At 38.8% G+C, this 23,051-nt stretch carries 22 protein-coding genes; 15 read left to right on the top strand and 7 right to left on the bottom strand.

What is annotated here, in order from left to right; all coding sequences use genetic code 11:
- Positions 1–49: 49 nt before the first annotated feature.
- From AC3E9U_RS13375 to AC3E9U_RS13310, 14 genes are all read left to right on the top strand, one after another.
- Entirely contained in the window at positions 50–1,093 is a 1,044-nt protein-coding gene (locus AC3E9U_RS13375) for a tetratricopeptide repeat protein (RefSeq protein ID WP_488747420.1), read from the top strand.
- Positions 1,094–1,198: 105 nt separating this feature from the next.
- Positions 1,199–2,365: a tetratricopeptide repeat protein gene (locus AC3E9U_RS13370; RefSeq protein ID WP_488747419.1), complete on the top strand. Its 1,167-nt coding sequence runs from the start codon at positions 1,199–1,201 to the stop codon at positions 2,363–2,365.
- A gap of 52 nt (positions 2,366–2,417) precedes the next feature.
- Entirely contained in the window at positions 2,418–3,260 is an 843-nt protein-coding gene (locus tag AC3E9U_RS13365) for a hypothetical protein (RefSeq protein WP_488747418.1), read from the top strand.
- Between the two features lie 112 nt (positions 3,261–3,372).
- The gene (locus tag AC3E9U_RS13360; protein ID WP_488747417.1) at positions 3,373–3,978 is read left to right on the top strand and encodes a hypothetical protein; all 606 of its coding nucleotides are present in this window, start codon (positions 3,373–3,375) and stop codon (positions 3,976–3,978) included.
- Positions 3,975–4,496, top strand: coding sequence for a hypothetical protein (locus tag AC3E9U_RS13355; RefSeq protein ID WP_488747416.1), 522 nt, complete (start codon positions 3,975–3,977; stop codon positions 4,494–4,496). The genes AC3E9U_RS13360 and AC3E9U_RS13355 overlap by 4 nt, the downstream gene beginning before the upstream one ends.
- Positions 4,497–4,596: 100 nt before the next feature.
- Positions 4,597–5,154, top strand: coding sequence for a dihydrofolate reductase family protein (locus AC3E9U_RS13350; RefSeq protein ID WP_488747415.1), 558 nt, complete (start codon positions 4,597–4,599; stop codon positions 5,152–5,154).
- A gap of 376 nt (positions 5,155–5,530) precedes the next feature.
- A complete protein-coding gene (locus AC3E9U_RS13345) occupies positions 5,531–7,228 on the top strand; it encodes an arylsulfatase (protein ID WP_488747414.1) in 1,698 nt (565 codons plus the stop codon).
- Positions 7,229–7,258: 30 nt separating this feature from the next.
- Positions 7,259–7,627: a DUF4890 domain-containing protein gene (locus AC3E9U_RS13340; RefSeq protein ID WP_488747413.1), complete on the top strand. Its 369-nt coding sequence runs from the start codon at positions 7,259–7,261 to the stop codon at positions 7,625–7,627.
- A gap of 55 nt (positions 7,628–7,682) precedes the next feature.
- Positions 7,683–8,504 carry a hypothetical protein gene (locus AC3E9U_RS13335; RefSeq protein ID WP_488747412.1) on the top strand — a complete coding sequence of 274 codons (822 nt, stop codon included), beginning with the start codon at positions 7,683–7,685 and terminating at the stop codon, positions 8,502–8,504.
- A 19-nt stretch (positions 8,505–8,523) separates the two neighbouring features.
- Positions 8,524–9,540, top strand: a complete 1,017-nt coding sequence (locus AC3E9U_RS13330) for an HAD family hydrolase (protein WP_488747411.1) — start codon at positions 8,524–8,526, stop codon at positions 9,538–9,540.
- Between the two features lie 2 nt (positions 9,541–9,542).
- Positions 9,543–10,634, top strand: coding sequence for a formylglycine-generating enzyme family protein (locus AC3E9U_RS13325; protein ID WP_488747410.1), 1,092 nt, complete (start codon positions 9,543–9,545; stop codon positions 10,632–10,634).
- The gene (locus tag AC3E9U_RS13320; protein WP_488747409.1) at positions 10,635–11,186 is read left to right on the top strand and encodes a dihydrofolate reductase family protein; all 552 of its coding nucleotides are present in this window, start codon (positions 10,635–10,637) and stop codon (positions 11,184–11,186) included. It abuts the gene before it with no gap.
- Positions 11,187–11,205: 19 nt separating this feature from the next.
- Positions 11,206–12,099, top strand: coding sequence for an alpha/beta fold hydrolase (locus AC3E9U_RS13315; RefSeq protein ID WP_488747408.1), 894 nt, complete (start codon positions 11,206–11,208; stop codon positions 12,097–12,099).
- Positions 12,100–12,215: 116 nt separating this feature from the next.
- Positions 12,216–12,887, top strand: coding sequence for an FAD-binding oxidoreductase (locus AC3E9U_RS13310; protein WP_488747407.1), 672 nt, complete (start codon positions 12,216–12,218; stop codon positions 12,885–12,887).
- Between the two features lie 66 nt (positions 12,888–12,953).
- Here the strand turns inward: AC3E9U_RS13310 and AC3E9U_RS13305 are convergent, their stop codons facing one another.
- From AC3E9U_RS13305 to AC3E9U_RS13275, 7 genes are all read right to left on the bottom strand, one after another.
- Complete coding sequence (locus AC3E9U_RS13305) at positions 12,954–15,719, bottom strand: HYR domain-containing protein (protein WP_488747406.1); 2,766 nt, start codon at positions 15,717–15,719, stop codon at positions 12,954–12,956.
- Positions 15,720–16,026: 307 nt separating this feature from the next.
- Positions 16,027–17,073: an o-succinylbenzoate synthase gene (locus AC3E9U_RS13300; RefSeq protein WP_488747663.1), complete on the bottom strand. Its 1,047-nt coding sequence runs from the start codon at positions 17,071–17,073 to the stop codon at positions 16,027–16,029.
- 124 nt (positions 17,074–17,197) lie between these two features.
- Positions 17,198–17,875, bottom strand: a complete 678-nt coding sequence (locus AC3E9U_RS13295) for a metal-dependent hydrolase (RefSeq protein ID WP_488747405.1) — start codon at positions 17,873–17,875, stop codon at positions 17,198–17,200.
- A 17-nt stretch (positions 17,876–17,892) separates the two neighbouring features.
- Positions 17,893–18,786 (bottom strand): 1,4-dihydroxy-2-naphthoate octaprenyltransferase, encoded by an 894-nt coding sequence (gene menA / locus AC3E9U_RS13290; RefSeq protein WP_488747404.1) that lies wholly within the window; start codon positions 18,784–18,786, stop codon positions 17,893–17,895.
- Positions 18,787–18,822: 36 nt separating this feature from the next.
- Positions 18,823–20,337 (bottom strand): PH domain-containing protein, encoded by a 1,515-nt coding sequence (locus tag AC3E9U_RS13285; RefSeq protein ID WP_488747403.1) that lies wholly within the window; start codon positions 20,335–20,337, stop codon positions 18,823–18,825.
- Positions 20,330–20,866, bottom strand: a complete 537-nt coding sequence (locus tag AC3E9U_RS13280) for a PH domain-containing protein (RefSeq protein ID WP_488747402.1) — start codon at positions 20,864–20,866, stop codon at positions 20,330–20,332. The genes AC3E9U_RS13285 and AC3E9U_RS13280 overlap by 8 nt, the downstream gene beginning before the upstream one ends.
- Before the next feature lie 120 nt (positions 20,867–20,986).
- Positions 20,987–21,826 (bottom strand): 1,4-dihydroxy-2-naphthoyl-CoA synthase, encoded by an 840-nt coding sequence (locus AC3E9U_RS13275; protein ID WP_488747401.1) that lies wholly within the window; start codon positions 21,824–21,826, stop codon positions 20,987–20,989.
- Positions 21,827–21,896: 70 nt separating this feature from the next.
- Between AC3E9U_RS13275 and AC3E9U_RS13270 the strand changes: the two genes are divergently transcribed.
- The gene (locus AC3E9U_RS13270; protein ID WP_488747400.1) at positions 21,897–23,015 is read left to right on the top strand and encodes a C1 family peptidase; all 1,119 of its coding nucleotides are present in this window, start codon (positions 21,897–21,899) and stop codon (positions 23,013–23,015) included.
- The last annotated feature ends 36 nt before the right edge of the window (positions 23,016–23,051 follow it).

Below are 23,051 nucleotides of genomic sequence, written 5' to 3'. Positions count from 1 at the left end.
CCGATGAACTGAAACTAAAAACCAAACAACAAGAAACAATCTTCAAAAAATGAAAAAATTTTACTTAGTGCTACTGTTCCCAATTGTAAGCATCGCCCAAAATAAAACGGAAGCCGAAATCAAAGTGGATCAGGGTGTTTATCTTCATGATCAGGGAAAATACGATGATGCTTTAGCAAAGTATGACGAAGCGCTTAAACTGGACAAAGACAATTTATATGCGCTTACGGAAAAAGCACTGACGTTGAATACAGCTGAAAGATTTAATGAAGCTATTCTGGTAAGTAAACAGGCGATAAAATCGCATCCGGATGATAATCTTAAGAATGCTTATGTGTCTTATGGAAATTCTTTAGATCAATTACATGAAGCCGATAAAGCATTAAAAATTTATGATGAAGGCCTGAAAAAATATCCTTCGTCTTATGAATTGCATTTTAATAAAGGAATTACGCTTGCCAATGCCAACCAAATTGAAAAGGCGTTACTTTCATTTCAGAATTCCGTAAAGTTAAACCCTGACCACACCGGTTCGTTCAATGCATTGGCGGTTTTAAGTCAGGATAACAGAATTCCGGCGATTTTATCAGGCACTCGTTACCTTGTTCTGGATAATAAAACCCCACGAGCAAAAGGAAATCTGGATATGATTTTAAAACTTATGGGACAGGGAGTTTCAAAGAAAGACGATAATTCGATATCACTTTCTATAAATTCTGAGTTACTTGACGATGTAAATACAAAAAAAACGAAGGAGAATAATTTTGCTTCTACCGATATGATTTTGTCAATGGCAGCCGCATTAGATTATGATGACAAAAACAAGGATAAGACACAATGTCAAAAATTCATAATGAAATTTGAAAGTATGTGTCATTCATTGAAAGAAATGAAAAAAGACCAGAAAGGTTTCTACTGGGAATTCATGGCTCCTTATTTTATTGAAATGGAAAGCAAAAATATGATTGAGCCGTTTGCTTATATTATCTTTCTTTCATCAGAAAAACCAGATGTCCTGAAGTACCATCAGGAGAATGCTGAAAAAATCCAGAAGTTCTACAGCTGGTCAAAAAACTATAACTGGAATTACTAAAAACAGTTTTTAAAGACTGGCCTTTGCGCTGGCATAGACCAGTCTTTAATCACTGGTTTTGATTACTTATATATCCGCAAAATTACACAAAACTTATAGCCTGAAATGAAATTCCCGTTCGTGCTAACACTCTTTTTGTTCAGTTTTATAATTAGAGGACTGATTGTAATTCTTCATGAATTTGGACATGCAGTACCAGCCGCTTTACTGACGAAGAAAAAAGTTTCGGTTTACATTGGTTCTTACGGAGATCCGGATAAAAGTCTTAATTGGCAAATTGGATTATTCGACATCTGGCTAAGTTATGAATCGCTTGCGTTGAGAAACGGATTATGCGTGTATTTCGGGGAAGGGATTTCAATAAACAAAAAACTCATTTGTACCTTAAGTGGTCCTCTTTCTTCATTATTCTTTTCAATTATCCTATGCTACTGTGCTTTCGATTTTGAAATGAATGATACTTTTGTTCTTTTTGCTCTGGTATTTTTAGGATTAGCGATTGTAGATGTCTTTATTAATCTGATCCCAAGTTCAGATCCTATTGAACTCTACAATGGGGAAGAAACCTACAACGACGGTCATAAGATCGCGACATTGCTGAAATACAGATCTTTCCCAAAAAAATATGAAAAAGCGGTTAATTTTTTCAACAATAAAAACTACCTGCAATCCGTACAACTGTTGGACGCTTTCATCGATTTAAAAATAGAGCATGAAAATATCTATCGGCTAAATATTTCGGCTAACATTACACTGAAAAATTACGAAAAAGCAAAAAAAACAGCCGATGTTTTTCTTGAAAAATACGAATCAAATTCGGATGATTTCTGTAACATCGGACTTATTTACAGCGCATTAGATTTCCAGGAGGATGCTCTGGCCTTCTATGAAAAATCGCTTCTGTTAAACCCTGATAACGAGTTTACATTAAACAATAAAGGCTACACTTTTAACCTGCTTACAAAGTTCAGCGAAGCAATTCCTTTATTTGATAAAGCAATTGAAATCAATCAATCTTTTGCATATGCTTACAGTAACAGAGGCTTATCTAAGATAAAGATCGGTAAACCCGATGAAGGCTTACGGGACATTGAAAAGTCAATGGAATTAGACAAAAACAATTCCTATGCCTACAGAAATCTGGGCATCTATCATTTTGAAAGAGGTGAATTTGATCAAGCCCTGGTACTATTTATAAAGGCCAGGGAACTAGATAGTGGAACCCACATGATCAACGAATTGATTGCAGAAGTTAATTGCATCAGAGTTTAGTATCGTCCATAAAGCCAATAGCAAAATATAAAACCACATTAAAAAATCAACAATGGGAAAAACAATTTACATTGCTTTATTTAGCTTCTGGACCTCACTCTCTTTTTCACAAAGTAAAATTGAAAAACTTAAGAATGAAGCCGTTGCGGAAGGGAAAAAACTATATGAATCCGAAATGGCGTCATGGTACGGAACTGACCTCTTTGTAGAAAATTACAAATACAGAGACTCGATCGGAGGTTATTTTTCTTATTCGGAAAATGATAATTCGAAATGTATTTTCTTTTCCAAAGGGGAAGATCCAAAAGTTATCGGAACCATAACTTTCGACAAAACCTACAATGTAAAAACCGCTAACATTGACCTATCGAAAAGAGCTTTTTCAACTGATGAATCTGATTTGTATATCATCCGAAAAAAAGCGCTATCGACAATAAATTCAGATACTATTTTTAAACAATATGAAAACACCAGCCTCAATCTAATCCCCTTGATTTCTAACGGAGAAAAGAAAGTATACGTTATAACCGCGCCACAAAAGAATGGTGTTGTGATTTTCGGTAACGACTATTTATTGACCTTTGACAGAAAAAATAATTTAGAGAAAAGCAAACGCCTTCATAAAGGAATGATTGTTATGCCTTTTGAAAATAATGATGGCGACGAAAATAACAAAGCCCGCTCGGCATTCCACAGCCATTTACCTGAATATTCAGAAATCATGACCGCAACAGATATCTGTACAACAATGCTGTATCAGAAATTTACGGAATGGGAACAAAACTATGTTATGTCTAAAAAGTATGTTTCCATATGGGATTGTAAAAAGGAGGATTTATTCATCATGACGATGGAAGCATGGAAAAGGATTGCCAATGATAAACCAAAAAACTAGCAGAAACACATCTGCTATTTTTTAAAATCTAAACTATTCCTTTTCAGTATATTTGAATAAGTAATCCGCTACTTCATAAAGCGGATGTTTAAACAAAAAGTAGTACCGGCAAATGAGCGCGACTGACAATGTATTTCCACTGACCATCAACGAAGCCTTAATCGGTTTTTACAAGTTTAACCAACTTAATTTGTCTGAAGATTTTTCATCGCATTGCGTCAGAGTTTACATAGGTTGCATTTTAGCTCCCGTACCAAACATCAAGGCCAGAAAGAAATACTTAAAATTTCACGATCTCCATCACATCATAACAGAATACGGAATCGACAGAATTGGCGAAAGTGAGATCAGCGCGTGGGAATTGGGTTCAAGAAGTTGCCGCAAACCAATAATTTCCATCATGAATCTTTTTGCTCTTTCGACCGGATTTATTTTGAGTCCGAAACGGGTAATAAACGCGTTCTATCGTGGTTGCCGCAGTAAAAACCTGTATTACCTGTCCGATTCCATGAAGAATGCTGAAATTGACAATTTGAATTTATCGGAAGTAAAAAAGAATGTTCTGGAAATACATCCGAAAATTAAATACAAACTTTTACGGCAAATTGAATTCACGGGATATTTATTTTTCTCTATGCTGATACATATTTTCATGCTGATTGCCGGAAAAACCCTGTTACTGGCTGAAAAATTGAAGAACGGATTTACAAAAGCATGATGAATTCTAATTGCCAACAAAAAAACATTTATTTAGAAATAAAGCCAACATCTTTTTTTTCAGGCAGAAAGAGATTGATATATGTAAATGGTACAGCATTATTCACTGTAAAATCGGAATCCCTATTTTCAGACCACCGTTTAAAATTAATTCATAATGACAGTGGATTTGTCAGATCAATTATAGTCCATGAAGTTTCCTTGTTCAAGGATAAATTCAATATCAGATTACTTAATGAGGAAAATTTACTCCTGGAATTCAAGAGGACTGCTGTTTGGACACAGAACTATGAAGGCGTTTATCTTCACGATAAATATGAATTAGTGATAGGCGATTCAGATAGATACTTCATTCTTAAAAATGGGATCAAAATAGCATTTTGGCAAAAATGTGAAGAAATACCATTTGCAACAAAAGACGATTTTCAGATCCTGGACTTCGATGAAAAAAATCCTGAATTAATCGTTTCACTATGCCTGATCATTCACAAAATATGTAGTGACTATAGAAGTCAATAATAATGTGATATCAGAAAAGGTTCTGTAACTTCTCTCCTGTTTTTTAAATTATCTATTGAATATTTTCGGTAAATTTATAGGGATAATTAATAATAATCGAATGAGAAAGTTAATTGCAGCAATCAACATGACACTTGACGGGTTTTGCGACCACACCGCAATAGATGCGGATGAGGAAATCCATCAGCATTACGCCGACTTATTAAACACTGCAGGCACGCTTCTATATGGCAGGATAACCTATCAACTTATGGAATATTGGCGGTCTGTACTGGAAAATCCCACCGGAAATAAATCAATGGACGATTTTGCCATTGTAATGGACAGAACGCCGAAAATTGTTTTTTCCCACACCTTGAAAAATGTCGACTGGAAAAGTACAAAGTTGGCAACAAAGGACCTCAAAGATGAAGTTTCCGAACTCAAAAAACAATCGGGTAAAGACATTTTTGCCGGAAGTCCGAGTCTGATTGTCGAACTGACAAATCTGAACTTAATAGACGAATATCAGATTTGTGTTCATCCTGTACTACTTGGAAGCGGTTTACCTTTATTTAAAAACATAAACGACAGAATTATTCTTAAACTCTTAAAGACAAAAACTTTGAACGGTGGTGCGATCATTCTTTACTATCAACCGACAAAAGAGGAGTCTTAAAATGACAAAAACTTATTTTATACTCTTTTCGTTTCAACTCCAAATTTATCCACACAAACCACTCCTTACATCCATTTGAAAGAACTGCTTCAAATAATCGTCACAACTGTTACCCAAACATTCCTTTCCCTTATAAGCATATTTTATTTCCTACAAAAAATACCAATCAACTGATTTTTAAGAACTTAATCTTTTAAATAAAGTCAACACATAAACAAAATCGTACATTTATAAGCAATACATGCAAAATACCATGCATCCGGATTCTTCTGTTTCACTTTTCGAAACGAACTGGTTAAGAATCGATAATGCAGTTGTTTTTGGATGCAAACTTCACCGGATTCAATGTTTATAGTATCAACTAAAATAAAGTCTTATGAAAAATGTTGCCAAAATTTATGTTACCTTATGTATGAGTTTCTTCGCTTATTGCGTGATCCAAGCGCAAGATAAAAAACCAAATATCCTGGTCATCTGGGGAGATGATATCGGAACCACCAACATCAGCGCATACAGTGATGGGCTAATGGGATACACAACACCCAATATTGACCGCATTGCTGATGAGGGCATGCGTTTCCTTCAATACTATGGCGAGCAAAGTTGTACGGCCGGAAGGGCAGCCTTTATCACAGGGCAGCATGGTATCCGGACAGGGCTTACCAAAGTAGGTTATCCTGGCGCCCCCATGGGCATGAATCAGTTAGATCCATCCATCGGCGGAATGCTTAAAAATCTCGGGTATGCAACCGGGCAATTTGGAAAAAACCATGTTGGTGACCGTAATGAAAACCTGCCTACAGTAAATGGATTTGATGAATTCTTCGGCAATCTCTACCACCTCAATGCTGAGGAAGAACCTGAATTGCCTGACTATCCAAAAGACCCTGCGTTTAGGGAAAAATGGGGGCCGCGTGGTGTTTTAAAATGCAAGGCAACCAACACTGATGATTCCGCAGACGATCCGCGCTGGGGCAAGGTAGGAAAGCAAACCATAGAAGATACCGGAGCACTTACCAAAAAACGCATGGAGACCATTGATGATGAAACATCGGCTGCTGCCATAGATTTTATCAAACGTATGACTGCTGCAGGCAAGCCATTCTTCTGTTGGTGGAACGGAACACGCATGCATTTGCGTACGCATGTAAGAACTGAACATCGCGGAAAATACCCTTATGGTGACAGCGAATATCTTGATGGTATGATTGAACATGATATAACTGTGGGTACATTGCTTAAAGCATTGGATGACCTGGGTATTGCCAACAATACCATTGTTGTCTATTCCACAGACAATGGTCCCCACATGAACACATGGCCTGATGGAGCAATGACATGGTTCCGCAGTGAAAAAAACACAAACTGGGAAGGTGCATTTCGCGTACCCTGCCTGGTACGCTGGCCCGGTCATATTGCTCCCGGCACTGTAACCAATGAGATAATGAGTCATAACGACTGGATACCCACACTATGTGCTATTGCCGGGGAACCGGACATTATTGGTAAATGCCTGAAAGGTTATAAAGCAAATGGTAAGAACTATAAAGTTCACCTTGATGGTTTCGACCAGTCGAAGTTTCTCACAACTGTGAACGGAACGGTAGGTAAGAATAATGGCGTGAAGAGCGCACGCAATGTCTTTTTCTATAACGATGATGACGGAGAACTGGTGGCCATGCGTGTAGGCGAATGGAAGATGACTTTTGCCGAACAACGTTTGGCTGGTACCTTAGGTGTATGGGGCGAACCCTTCACAAAATTGCGACTGGTGAAATTCACAAATCTGATGCAGGATCCTTTTGAACGGGCTGATTTTACATCCAACACCTATTGGGACTGGACTCTTGACCATGCTCCACAAATGTACCTGGGCATGGGATACGTAAGCGATTTTGCTGCATCCTTTAAGGAATTCCCTCCACGCTCTTTTCCACCAAGCTTTAATCCTGCAAATATTATTGAAGATGAGTTAAAAGTAATTAAAGCCAAGCAGGCACTTGAATTGAGTTTCCCCATGTTAAGACAGGATAAAAAGGCACAGCCAGCTGATGCAAAAAAGAAGAAAAAATAGATTGAATATCATTTTTAAAAATAGATCATTATGAAAAAAATCATCATTGCGCTGCTGTCAGTTATGTTACTGACAGCAGTGAATGTTAAAGCACAATCTACTCCTGAACAGCGTGCTGAAAAGATTACAACATGGATGAAAGACAACCTTAAGCTTACAGCCGATCAAGTTCCACAAGTACAGGAGATTAATTTAAAGTATGCCCGTATGAATGAAGAACTGAAAAGCATTCCCGGACCGAAAAAGGATAAAATGAAAAAAATTAAAAGCAATGAAACGGCAAAAGATGAGGAATTGAAAAAGATTTTGACGTCTGAACAATTCCAAACATACACAACAAAAAAGAGAGAAGTGAAAGAAGAAGTGAAAAGGTATTATAAAGAGAAAAACAAAAGCTAACTCATTAGCCAATAACAAATTAGCTATGAAATAGATCCATCTAAAAAGTACTCTTATGAAAAGAACTATGCGAATTGCCATATCAGGAATGTTGTTCGTGGTTTCAATAAATTTGTTAGCACAGGAGTCTGCCACAACTACGGTTCAGGAAAAGCACAGCGCACAGGAACTTGCTGACAAGCTCTCTAATCCCGTTGCCAACATGATCAGTGTTCCATTCCAGGAAAATATTGATTGGGGCATTGGTAAAGAAAACGGGTCAAAGAGCACGCTAAACATTCAACCGGTGATCCCCATTTCCATTACTCCAAAATGGAATCTCATTACTCGTTATATCATACCACTGGTTACCCAGCATGATATTACTGGTCACGGAACCGATGAGACCGGGTTAAGCGATGCGACCGTGAGTGCGTGGGTGACACCTACACATTCAAAAATTATCTGGGGCGTAGGGCCTGCCTTCCTTGTCCCTATTGCCACAATTGATTTTCTTGGTACCAAAAAATTTGGAATCGGTCCTACAGCCTTGTTGGTTAAACAATCACACGGATGGACTGTGGGAGCGCTTGCCAATCAACTCTTTTCTGTTGCCGGCGATGCTGACCGCCCGGATCTGAACCAGCTTTTTGTACAACCATTTTTTGCCTACAACTTTAAGAGCGGAGCCGGTTTGGGAGGTAATGCGGAAATGACATTTAATTGGGAAGCAAATACCACTACAATCATATTAAACCCAATTGCGACGGCAATAAGTAAATTTGACAAACAAACCTTCAGTATGGGAATAGGTCCGCGAATTCCTCTTGCTGCGCCTGAGCAATCAAAACCGGCAATGGGAATAAGAGCAGTACTAACACTTGTATTTCCGAAATGAAAATAAAAAGTAATACAATATGAAAATACAAACTTTCTTATGCTTAGTAGCACTGTTGCTTGTCGCGTGGGTAAAACAAACGGACTCACAAGAAATAACTCAGATAAGTAATACGTCCTCGCTTCCATCATGGAATGATGGACCAACAAAACAAGCCATTATAAATTTTGTCAAAAGAACCACAAAAGAAGGAAGTCCTGACTTTATCCCTATTTCCGACAGAATTGCCTGCTTCGACAATGACGGAACTTTATGGGGAGAACAGCCTATGTATTTTCAAATGATGTTCGCACTTGATCAGATTAAAGCTAAAGCGCCCGAACATCCCGAATGGAAAACTCAAGAGCCGTTCAAGTCAGTACTGGAAGGGAAAATCAAACAAGTGTTTTCCGGTGGAGAAGCGTCACTTATGAAAATTATTATGGCAACACATTCCGGCATGTCTACGGAAGAATTCAATTCCGATGTAAAACACTGGATTGAATCAGCCAAACATCCGAAAAGCGGAAAACCATACAAAGAAATGGTCTATCAGCCAATGCTGGAACTGATTCAATATCTCCAACAAAACAACTATCAAACCTATATCGTTTCCGGCGGTGGTGTCGATTTTATGCGCGTATGGGCCACTGAAGTCTACAAAATCCCGAGCAATCAGATCATCGGCAGTTCGGGAAAATTGAAATATGAAATTAAATCCGACGGAAAACCGGCACTTACAAAACTTGCTGAAGTGAATTTCATTGATGACAAAGAAGGTAAACCGGCGGCCATTCATCAATATATCGGAAAAAGACCGGTGATGGCATTTGGAAATTCGGATGGTGATTATCAGATGCTGCAATGGACAACTACTTCAACTGGTTATCCACGTTTTGCAGGTATCGTACATCATACGGATGGTGACAGAGAGTATGCTTATGATAAGGAGTCTTCGATAGGTCGTCTGAAAAAAGGACTAGATGATGCACCCAAAAATGGCTGGCTTCTAATTGACATGAAAAAAGACTGGAACATAATTTATCCAAAAAAATAATCATGATAAAAAATTTCACCTTTATAGCCATATCTGTACTGCTTCTTGCGGGATGCCATCAGACGTCATCTCAAAAAGAGCAAGCCAGTAATTCAAAGAATTTTGAAAATAATGGAACAACAACCGAAATTGACGCAAAAAATAAAATACCTAAAGATATGGTGTTTGTACCATCAGGCACGTTTAAAATGGGCGGAAATAGTCCTCAGGAGCACGCCGCTTATGGCGTGTATATCGACGGCTTTTATATGGATGAATCTGAAGTCACTAACGAGCAGTTTCACCAATTTGTAACAGCAACCGGGTATAAAACCGTAGCTGAAAGACCCATAAACTGGGAAGAACTGAAAAAACAGTTACCGCCTGATACTCCGAAGCCCGACGATCAAATGTTATTACCCGGATCATTAGTTTTCTTTCCTTCTAAAAATATTGAAAACCTGCATGATATCAGTCAGTGGTGGACATGGACAACCGGCGCCGACTGGCAGCATCCCAACGGACCGGGCAGTTCAATTAAAGGATTGGAAAAACATCCTGTCGTACAAATTGCCTACGAAGATGCAGAAGCGTATGCGAAATGGTCCGGTAAAAGACTCCCAACGGAAGCCGAGTGGGAATATGCCTGTCGCGGTGGAAAAGCCAACCGAAAATATGCCTGGGGAGACCAACTTACGCCCGAGGGAAAATACCTTGCTAACTATTTTCAGGGGACCTTCCCAAATAAAAACACAAAACTTGATGGCTTTGAAAATACAGCACCCATAAAAAGCTATCCACCTAACGAATTCGGATTGTATGACATGATCGGGAATGTATGGGAATGGACAAGTGACTGGTACACTCCGGACGTACATAAAGTCAATAGTAATTCTGCCGCTGGAGGAGTTTGTCACAATCCCAGCGGACCGTCAAAATCCAGCGATCCGAATGATCCTTACACTCCAAGAAGGGTTACAAAAGGAGGTTCGTTCCTTTGCAGCGAAATGTATTGCAGTAATTATAAACCCGATGCGCGTATGTCTACAGCCTTTGACTCGGGTCAGTCACATCTCGGTTTTAGATGTGTCAAAGATTTATCCACTTCTAAATAAATGAAATACAAAGAAATGGGTAAAGTAATTTTATACATCGCCACAAGTTTAGATGGCTATATTGCAAGACTGGACAACAATTTAGACTGGCTAACCTCGACTCCCAAACCGGCTAATGGTGACTATGGGTATACTGAACTTTTAGCAGGTATTGATACCATAATCATGGGAAGAAAAACGTATGATGTAGTCATTGGATTTGAAGGAGACTGGCTTTACACCGGATTCAAAACATTTGTTGTATCATCTGATAAAAACTTTGAAATCAAAAGTCCGGACACGTATCTTTTAACTGAAGATTTAAAAAATTTTGTACTTGATCTGAAAGCGAAAGCCAAAAAAGACATTTGGTTAGTTGGAGGCGGACAACTTATCAGGTCTTTCATCAACAATGATCTTTTGGACCGCATGATCATAACAATCATTCCGAAATTAATCGGCGAAGGTATTCCACTATTTCCGATAAACCCCGAAGAATCCAAATGGAAACTGATTACAGCGGAAGAATTCGACACCGGAATAGTAAATCTTATCTATGAAAAACCGGAATAAATAAACAATAAATAATAAAATGAAGACTGCAACAGCAATTTTGACTTTCGTACTTTTAGTCTTTACATCCTGCCATGAAAAAGGAACTAAATCAGCATTTGATACCATGACAAACGATCTTACTGAGAAAATACATTTCGAAAGCGGTTATTCCAATGTAAACGGACTGAAAATGTATTATGAAATTTATGGCGAAGGCGATCCGCTTGTCCTGATTCATGGTGGAGGTTCAACTATTCAGACCACTTTTGAAAAAGTCATTCCGCTTCTAGCAAAACACAGAAAAGTTATTGGTGTCGAATTACAGGCACACGGACGCACGAGCGACCGAAATACCCCTCTTACTTTTGAACAGGACGCGAATGATGTTGCCACTCTTCTCAAAAACCTGAACATCAACAAAGCTGATTTTTTTGGTTTCAGCAACGGAGGTACAACCGTTTTACAGATTGCCATCCAACATCCGGAAATCGTTAACAAGATCATATTAGGTTCTGCCCTTTCCAAACGTAACGGAGTTCCGGAACAGTTTTGGGGATATATGAAACAGGCAAAACTGGAAAATATGCCTAAACAATTAAAAGACGCCTATAAAAAAGTCGTTTCCGATTCAACCGGTCTGCAAAATATGCATGACAAAGATGTCAGCCGTATGCTAAATTTTAAAGATATTCCGGACGAAGAGATTAAATCAGTAAAAGCCCCTACTCTTATCATAATTGGAGACAAAGATGTAATTACACCGGAACATGCGCTTGAAATGCACCGACTGATCACCAATTCCCAATTAGCTATAATTCCGGGCGAACATGGAGAATATATCGGAGAAATTACAACAATAAAACCCGACTTTAATGAAAGTGAACTTGTTGTCCCGATGATTGAAAAATTCCTTGATAAAAAAGCACAATAAGCGATTAGGCAGCCACAAAGGATTTGCTTCAGGCCGAAGCAATTAATATTTTTTCAGTAACTTTAAAGAAGCTAATAATAATCCGTCTTTTCGGGCGGTATTCAAAATAGAAATTTATGGAAGAAAGCCATGTTGTAAAAGTCCTGAAAGCTCAATTTATTACCCATGATGTAAAATTGTTCCAAGTGGAAAAACCTGACGGATACGACTTCGTTCCTGGACAAGCCACGGAAGTATCTATTAACGAGCCTAAATGGAAAGATGAAAAACGTCCTTTTACGTTTACAAATCTGAAAGAATCCAATTATCTTGAATTCATGATAAAAATCTACCAAGAACGTAATGGAGTAACGAACGAATTAGATCGAATTAATGCAGGTGATGAATTAATTCTTCATGATGTTTTTGGAACGATAAATTTTATTGGACCGGGAGTTTTCATTGCTGCAGGTGCGGGTATTACTCCTTTCATATCTATATTGCGAAATCTATATAAAAACAATCAGATCCAGGGCAACCGTCTAATCTATGTAAATAAAACTTCTGACGATGTAATCATAGGCAACGAATTGCACAAAATGCTGAAAAACAATTTCGTAAACTATTATACCCGGGAACATACTGTCGGATTCCAGGGCAAAAGAATTGACCGCAATTTTCTTATTGAAAATATCGCCAATTTCAGTCAGAACTTTTATGTATGCGGACCGGTAGATTTTGTAAAGACCATCACAAATATTTTACTGGATTTAGGTGCTACTGCTGAAACAATTGTATTTGAAAAGTAAATAAATCATTAGATAAAAAAAACACCGGTCAATAGGCCGGAGTTTTTTTTGCATCAATTATGTAAATTACTCTTTAACTATTCTGATAGTTTTTTGATTACTGCCTTGCTGAACAATGGCAATATAAACGCCTCTCGGAAGATTTTCACCAAAAGTCACATTAGGCTCTTTGATGTTAACCATTTCTTTTATCAGTCTTCCTGAAACATCGAGCACATTTATGTTAATGTCATCGCTGCTTTCACTTTCAATTTCAAAAGTAAATTTATTGTTACTTGGATTTGGATAAGCTATCACGTTGAAAGGGCTTATAGATTTAGCATTGGAAGTAGCCGATTCACAGTTCGAGGTACATTTCCCTAAGAAATCACCATGTGCCAAATGTTCTGCAACCGCACTCTGATCAACACAAATTGCCGTACATGGATTTTTAGTACTACCTGTTTTATGGCAAATTGCGATTTTTGCAACGCCACTGTTACCTGCAAAACAACGAACGTCTTCTGCATCAACTTTGGCGGCTTGTTCATATGGAGTGGTATAGGTACAACCATTTGAATCTGTCACGGTAGCAATAAATCTTGCATCCGCCAAAAGCGTCACATCAACACTATAAGTACCACTAATCCAATTTGAGCAGGAAGTTGCTGCGCATGAATTAGTTCCGCAAGTTATACCGGCTGACATAGCTGGATTTGTATATTGACCCGGAGTCCAAACTTCATCACCGGAAGCATTTACAAAATCACAAATCAATTTGCCCCCAACACGTATTGCTGCAGGAGAAACAGCTTGATTAGCTCCATTGACCATTGTAATTTTAATAGTATAAGGAGCCGTTCCTCCAATTGGCTGGGCAGTTATTGTTGCCTTCTGATCATTGTTAAATCCGTAATATAAAACGGATCTACTGGATGTTATAGTAGCTCTTAATGTGTTAACAACACTAACTGTAAATTGACAAGATGAGCTGTTTCCGCAATTATCAGAAGCTGTTACAACAATCACATTTTCTCCCAATGGTAATAAAGCCCCTGGCGCAGGATTTTGTGTTAAGGTTACCGTGCTGCAATTATCATTAGCAGAAATTTGACTTCTATAATCTGCTAAAACTGCTTTGCATCCCGTTGCATTTGGAGCGACTGTAACATTGGCTGCGCATGAAGTAATTGTTGGTGCAACAGTATCAATTAAATGAATTGTACGAGATACCGATTGTAATGGACGGCCGCAAGCGTCGGTAGCTGTCCAGGTTTCAGTTACATCACCGCCACAAACTGCAGGTGTAGACGAAAAAGTGGAATAATTCGATTGCCCACTGATTAAACAACTGCCACTCAATCCGTTGCTGAAGTTTATTTTGCTCGAAGCAGGAATAGCATTACACGCCACTTCTATATTATTAAGAGGTGTCATCGTTGGCAAGGTTGCAGGGCTAACGTGGATAGTGCGGGATACCGATTGTAATGGACGACCGCAAGCATCGGTGGCTGTCCAGGTTTCTGTAACATCGCCTCCGCAGGCATCAGGTGTTGCCGAAAAAGTAGAATTATTTGACTCTCCACTGATTAAACAACCGCCACTCAATCCGTTGCTGAAGTTTATTTTGCTAGAAGCAGGAACAGAACCACAGGCCACTGTTGTATCACTAAGAGCTGTCATCGTCGGCAAGGCCGCAGGATTAATTGTTATCGTTTGTTGACAAGTTGTTTCGTTGTTGGAAGCGTCTTTCGCTTTCCAAGTGCGTATAATGGTTCCACCGCAAACACCCGGTAAAGCAACATTATCGGTAGATGTAATAATGATACTACCTGCTGCCGTACAATTGTCCGTTGCAGTTGCAGTACCAGTATTTGCAGGAAGAATAGAAGCTCCACATGCTAATGTAATGTTTGCAGGGCAAGTAATTACAGGTGCGGTATTATCACTATATGGCAGAGTAACAGTTGAGGAGTAACCACTTGTATTTGGTGTTGTTCCGGTAATGGAGGCTAGACCAGTGTAAGTGTTTCCATTCACTGTAGAAGCTATGCTGGTAATGGTGTATCCTGTATTTTTTTTAGCGGGAAATGAAGAAGGGGTAACTGCAGTCACGGTTATATCTCCTCCACTAGCAGGGGAGTATGTGATAGTAAAAGCCCCTCCCTGGGCACATGTAGGTGCAGTTACTAATAACCCTCCAACACAACTGCTACAGAAATAAGTCCCCGTAAAGGTATTTTGTCCATTAACAATGGTTGCCGTCTGCGAACCGGCGGGACTAAGAGTGTAAGTATCACCTCCTGAAGCTATTGTCGCTGGAAAGGTGTAAGTGAAAATCGTTCCATTTGCAGGTGCCGGACTGATATTACTACTGTTACCAGGAGTAGTATATGATATTGAACCACTAACAGAAGGATATGAATAAGATACGTTAACAACGACAGAATTTGGTAAGCCGGTTGTAGTAAACCTTACATTCCCATCGGTAAATATAACTTCAGCATGAAGTTGCGATGAAAGCCCATCCGCAGTAGCTATTAAAGTAGAGCCTAAACAGTCATCTTCACAAACATGCCAAGTGGTTGTAAAATTACCTGCTTCATCAGCAATGACCATCCAAGTATCATGGTCTGCTCCTGTATTTGGTGTACCATCATAATGCAAAACCTGCATGATAATTTGTTCACTCGCTTCAAAACCGGTTCCGGTAAAAGTTGCTGTAGATCCCGGAGCATAATCCGGCTGATCGGAAGTTAATTGTGCCTGACCAAAAGTGGTCGTCGAAATCAATAAACATGAGAGTGCGGTAATAACATTCCAAACTCCCTTTTTTAGTAATAATGTCTTCATAGAAATATGGTATTTTTTAGACAAAAAATAAATTGTGCTTACACCGAAGGGTATAAACGGCAATAAAAAATAGGATAGTTCTTGGAAATTCAAGTCCATGACGGAATGAAACATAAATGTCCATCCGCTGCGAAGTTTAAGTTACTCAGTTGTGGTATTTAAGTAATTTAAACCTATTGTGATAAAATTCGATAATAATTTGTCCTCTAATTTAGAGTTATGATTTGTGTTATTCTTAACAAGGCGTTAACTTTTCGACAAAAGGATAAAAAAAAACTGCATAAGGCAGTTTTCTGAAGTTTTGGTTCTATAAAAATTTCAAGTGCGAAACATCCCAGGTTCTATTTTTCCCATACCACAATTGTCCGTCTTTAACTTCTAAGGGACAGTCAAAATTATTGGTGTAAAGCGCACCGGTTCCCAGACCTTGCGGCATAGGATTTTTAAGGGTAAAGGTCCATTGTGCGATGGCATTTAATCCGATGTTGCTCTCTAAGGCCGAAGTGATCCACCAACCAATATTGTATTTTTCCGCAAGGACTATCCACTCTGTAGTACCGCGGAATCCTCCGAGTAAACTTGGTTTTAAAATAATGTATTGGGGTTTGACTTTTTCAAGTAAGACTTCTTTTTCTCTCAGCGAAAATATGCCGATTAACTCTTCATCCAAAGCGATTGGAAAAGGCGTTTCCCTGCAAAGCTCTGCCATCCTGTCAGTATTGTTTTTTGCGATGGGCTGCTCAATGCTATGCAACTCAAAACCAGACAATTGATTCAACTTATCTAAAGCTTCATTTAAGGAAAAAGCACCATTAGCATCCACTCTTATTTCTATAGTATCAGCATCATAATTACTCCGAATGAAGTGTAATAAATCCAATTCTTTTTGGAAATCTATTGCTCCTATTTTTAGTTTTATGCACTTAAATCCGGTTGCTAATTTCTCGTCGATTTGTTGTTTCATGAACCCTTCATCGCCCATCCAAACCAAACCGTTTATGAAAATACTTTCTTCATTTCTGGTGAAAGCGGATGGGAATAACAGGAACGGATTTTCGGCTTCCAGCGATAAAAAAGCCTGTTCAATTCCGAATTGAATGGAAGGAAATTCAACCATCGCTTCCCAAAGTCTGTCTTTTCCCAAATAGATGTTTTGACAAACCCAACTTAGTTTCTCTTCATAATCCGGGCGATCATCAATACTTAAGGTTCGCAGAATACCGCACTCGCCTATCCCCTTTTTGCCTTCATTTTCCAGAAGAATAAACCAGGTTTCTTTTTCGGTGAGAATTCCACGTGACGTTCCTGATGGTCGTTTGAAATTGAGGATGTATTTTTGGTAACTGGCTTTAATCATTGCAAAAACTTTACAGAAATAAAAATGGTTGCTCCCTTAGCCCCGATTGGAGTGGCACGAAGTAGAACGGAAAGCGGGAACATGGCCTGCGGATAAGCACAGACCATTCGCTCCAAAAAAATTATAATTCTATCGACGCTCCAATTTCCAAAAGCATCAGATCTTTTCCTTTGTCGAAGAACTTTTTAATAGCTTCCTCATGGTTGATTACGATAAATCCGAAAGTGTCGTAGTGGTAACCTAATACCTTGTCACAATCCAGAAAATCGGATGCTATAATGGCGTCGTCTACGTCCATAGTGAAATTATTTCCGATAGGCAGAATCGCTAAATCCAATTTGGTACGCATCGGAATCAGTTTCATATCCATGGTAAGTGCCGTATCGCCTGCTATGTAAATGTTTTTATGTTCGCCCTCGATTACGAATCCGCCCGGTTGTCCTCCATAACTACCATCAGCAAAAGAACTTGTATGAATGGCGTTCACGTATTTTACGGTACCGAAATCAAATTTCCAGCTTCCGCCATGATTCATTGGATGGTAATTTAAACCTTTATGTCCGAAATGCGATGCGATTTCATAATTGGAAACTACTACAGCTTTAGTGCGTTTGGCAATGGCTTCCACATCCAGAACATGATCCTGATGCGCGTGCGTAACCAAAATATAATCAGCTTGTAAAGTGTTGATATCAATATGAGAAGCGTTTGGATTACCTGTGATAAAAGGGTCGACTAAAATATGTTTGCCGCTCACTTCAATCCCGATGCAGGCATGACCGTAAAATGTAATTTTCATGAATCGTATTTTTTAGATTAGTGGAAATATGTCATATTTAACGAAAGAATAATTGCCAAAACAAATGTTCCTAAGGCAACTTTCTTTAATTCCGGATCAAAATCCGTGTAAGTTTTGGCTTTCTGAACCGTTTTTAAATGAACGAACATCAAAATCGCGATAAACAATGCCGCATAAGAGCTTATTTCCACTAAAAAAGAAAAAGCAGCTGTAGCGATTATTGCTATTGCTACAATAGTATAATGATAGTATTTTGCTGCCTGAAGCCCCATTTTTACTACGATAGTGTTCTTTCCCGAGTTTCTGTCATTTTCTATGTCGCGCATGTTATTCAGGTTTAGAACGGCCACACTCAACAGCCCGATTGCAACAGCCGGTAAAACAAGAATTATATCAAATTGTTTACTGAAAAGAAAATTGGAACCCAAAACACTTACCAATCCGAAGAAAATAAAAACAAAAACGTCTCCGAAGCCGCTGTATCCGTAAGCACCTTTTCCAACCGTATATTTAATTGCCGCCACAATTGAAGCGATTCCCAGCACAAAAAACGACAGCGAATAAGCGAAATTATCTTTTCCGAAGGAAATGTAAATCAGCGTGACAGCTGAAATTAACGATAAAACTGCTGTGATGATAATTGCCCTTTTCATTTGAGGCGCCGTAATGGCCCCGCTTTGAATGGCTCGTTGTGGGCCTACCCTGTTCTCGTTATCGGTTCCTTTCACGCCGTCGCCGTAATCGTTGGCAAAATTGGAAAGCACCTGAAATCCTAAAGTGGTCAGCAATGCAAAAAGAACAATTGTCCAATTTTCAAACCCTTGAAAGTAAGCATAACTGCTTCCTATAATTATTCCCGAAACCGATAGCGGTAACGTTCTGAGCCTTGCGGCCTGTATCCATTTTTTCATTTTATTAATTCAAATTCTTTATTATTCAAAGCGGCATTACATCCAGTTTTCCTCAGTTGTTTCCACTTGATACAGCCACAAATTTACCAATTCTTTGATCTTGGTAAAATTCCCCAGATGAAAAGACACATCCCCGCCAGCTGTGGTTATGGTAACACTTCCGATGTTCGCAGGCTTATGCCAGAAAAACTGACTTACCCTGATGGCCTGAATCTTATGAGGCTCGATGATTTCGTTATCGATATCCCAGGCACCGCTTTGTTTGATGATATACTTCTGATTGACGAACAAACGGTAATTCCTGAATCCGAAAAAAAGCAATATCATTATAAATATCAAGTAAATCGGAAGAAAGAAAAGATAATCAAATATTTTATCATTCACCGTAAATCCGTAACCAATGATCGCTGAAACTGGTAGTACGATCAAAAACAATGTCGGAAACAACAGCTTCCTGAAATTAGGTTTTAGCATGACTCCTTTTTCCGGAATTTCCCCGAATAAAAGTTTCAGAATTGCATCCTTTTCAAATTCATTACACCCGGGAATTTCTATACCCGACTTTTTGCTTTCTTTCTCTGTTTCGCTTCCTGATGCCTGTTTGATTTTAAAATTCAGCACATCCATTTTCTTTTGCAGCCAATTCTGACTCAGAGCCACAATCTGGACCTTTCCGGGTTTTATGATGGTGTTTTTGGTATTCAGCAATCCGTAAGAAAGCAGCAAAGAACTATTTTGCTTGGTGATTTTGAAATCAAAGTATCGGATGATCGTGCGGAAGAGGTTAATAACAATAATCAGGAAAAAAATCACCAACAGCAAAATCATCACCGAATACATTGCCACATTCTGATTGATGTAATTTTCGATTTTGGTATCCATTTTATCAACGGCACTTGAATTTCGGGCCAGATTTTGGATGTTTTCAAAAAGTGTAAAGAAGAATGCCAGCAATAAACCAAAACTGCGTACATAATTGGAGGTGATTCCGATTTTTACCAGACTTAAAAAACCAACGGCAATGAACGGTTTTTCTGTTTCGGTCGATGTAGCATCTGAAACTTCGCTGCTTATTGAAACTCTTCTTGATTCCGCTAATAACTTATCTTTCAGAGCAATTGCCAAATCGTGGGAAATTGCACGAATAGAAACCTCTTTTTTGGCACTTCCGGCGGTGTCTATATCCAACGCATGAACACCGATAATCTTCTGAATCAGCGATTGGTTGATGTTTACCTGTTGGATTTTATGAAGTTGAATGGCAATTTTAGATTTATTGAGCACGCCTTTATTAATGACGAACTCATCGTTTTCTTCATCGATAAAGAAGGTAAAATTCAGGTATTGCAAATACGCGACAACGCCGATTATTGAAACAACTCCGATCAATGAAAACGCCAGAAAGAGTTTGTTCATTTCGTTGAACTTAAAAATCCAAACCACCAAAACAGGCCACAAGGCACGAACAATCTTTCGGAGTGTATCAGCAAACATTACTAAAACTCCAACTAAAGACTGCCTTTGCGGCTGATTAAATTCGGATTTATTCATGCGCAACATCGGTATTAGCAATTTCCGCTGTTAGTTTTGACATCAGTAATTGCTTTATATTTTGCGCTTTATCTTTTTCGATTCCGGGAATTTCAATATCACTGTTTCCCCCTCCAGCAGTAAAAATCTGTATGGAGGCCAATCCGAACTGTCTTGCAATGAAACCTTCGTGCAAGGCCACGTGTTGGATTCTGCTGTAGGGAATGATCGTTGTCGTTTCAGAAATGATTCCGCTTTTGTACAACACATCATGCTGGCGGAACGCATAGCCTCTTTTCTTAAAACTGAGATTTCCCAATCCGATTGATAGTAAAACCAAGGTAAAAAATCCAATCAAAAACAAGTACCAATAGCCTTGGACATCTTCATTAAAAAACAAAAACAGTCCCAAACCGATACTCAACATTACAAGAAAAATGAAATTACCAATAAGGATGATTTTCCAATAATCCTTGTGCAATGGTAAAAACGAAACTTCCTCAAACTTGGGAAGTTCCGTAATATTTATGGTTTCATTGGTAAAATCCACTGTTGTTTTTTTTTAGTTTTAAAGGGGAAGGGATAAGTTATAAGAGATAGGTGAAGATGGTCTGTAAAAGTGTTCCTTTTCCCTTTTCCCTCTTGACTCTTGTCTCTACTTTTCTCTCAATTAAGGAATATACTTCTTTTCAAAATTTGGTTTACGTTTTTCAAGGAACGCATTACGTCCTTCAATCGCTTCGTCCGACATATATGCCAAGCGGGTAGCTTCACCGGCAAAAACCTGCTGTCCCACCATGCCGTCGTCTGTCAGGTTCATGGCGAATTTTAGCATTTTGATCGAAATTGGCGATTTCTCAAGAATTTCTTGCGCCCATTGGTAAGCAGTATCTTCCAATTCGGCATGAGGAATAACGGCATTTACCATTCCCATATCGAATGCCTCCTGAGCCGAGTAATTTCTGCCTAAAAAGAAAATTTCGCGGGCTTTTTTCTGTCCGACCATTTTTGCAAGGTAAGCCGAACCGTATCCACCGTCGAAACTGGTTACATCAGCATCTGTTTGTTTGAAAATCGCGTGTTCTTTACTTGCCAGGGTTAAGTCGCAAACCACATGCAAACTATGTCCGCCACCAACAGCCCATCCCGGAACAACCGCAATTACAGCCTTAGGCATAAAACGAATCAGTCGCTGTACTTCTAAAATATTTAATCGATGGTAACCATCATCGCCTACATATCCTTGTTTTCCTCTTGCTTTTTGATCGCCACCACTACAGAATGACCAAATCCCGTCTTTAGTGGAAGGTCCTTCCGCTGAAAGCAAAACCACTCCAATGGAAGTATCTTCGTGAGCATCGTGAAAAGCCTCCAGCAATTCTTTGGTTGTTTTTGGGCGGAATGCATTACGCACGTCGGGACGGTTAAAAGCGATTCGTGCCACGCCGTCACATTTCTTATAAGTTATATCTTCAAACTCTTTTACTGTTTTCCAGTTGATTGTACTCATGTTTTCAAATTTAAAACGTAAAAATAAACCATTTTTTGCATTATATTGCGCTTTCAAAAAATTAAAAACTGTGAAAAAAATATTTGTTTCCGCAGCCTTGTTGGGTCTGATTTTCTCAGCAAATGCACAAAAATATGAGTTCCAAACGGTTACTGATTTGGAAGCGTTACCTGTAATCAGTCAGGGTCAAACAGGAACTTGCTGGAGTTTTTCTACATCTTCATTTTTAGAATCGGAAATCATCCGTCTTACAGGTAAAAAAATCGATCTTTCGGAAATGTATCAGGTTAGAAACACCTACCCGAAAAAAGCCGAAAATTATGTAATGCGCCAGGGTAAATCGCAATTTGGCGAAGGAGGTTTGGCGCATGACGTTATTAATTCGGCTGCTGATTATGGTTTGGTTCCGAATTCGGTTTATTCTGGTCTGAACGGTACTTCCGAAACCCACAATCACTCGGAAATGGTTGCTGTTATTGAAAACATGTTAAAAACCTACGTGGATAATCCAGGAAAAAAACTGTCTGCAAACTGGAAAAAGGCAATCGATGCTATGCTGGATGTGTACATCGGAAAAAACCCTTCTGAGTTCACTTATGAAGGAAAGAAATACACGCCACAAAGCTTCATGGCTATGGCGAAAATCAATCCTAAAGATTATGTGACGATTACGTCATTTACGCATGTTCCGAATTATAAATCATTCATTTTAAATATTCCGGACAACTTCTCTAACGGTAGTTTTTACAATCTTCCGTTGAATGAATTCATGGCAAATATCGATAACGCTTTAGCTACCGGTTATACCGTTGAATTGGATTGCGATGTGAGCGAACCAACTTTTTCAGGGAAAAGTGGTGTAGCGGTAATCCCGGCAAGTGATGAGGATGCTAAAATCATTTTAACTGAGATTAAAACCGAGAAAAACATTACGCCTGAATTCCGTCAGCAGGAATTTGAAAATCTGACCACTACTGATGATCATTTGATGCATATCGTCGGAAAAATGAAGGATCAGAAAGGAAACGTTTACTATAAAGTAAAAAACTCCTGGGGAACGGATGAAAAACGAGTTGCAAACGGCGGATATGTTTACATGAGTGCAGCCTATATGAAACTGAAAGCAATTTCTGTCTTGGTTCACAAGGACGCTTTACAAAAAAATACCGCAAAAAATTTAGGTATTTAGACAATAAAAAAGAAGGTGATTTTTTCAGAAGATAAT

The sequence above is a fragment of the Flavobacterium sp. 21.1 genome, assembly GCF_057801535.1.
This window is presented reverse-complemented; position numbering and strand designations above follow the sequence as displayed.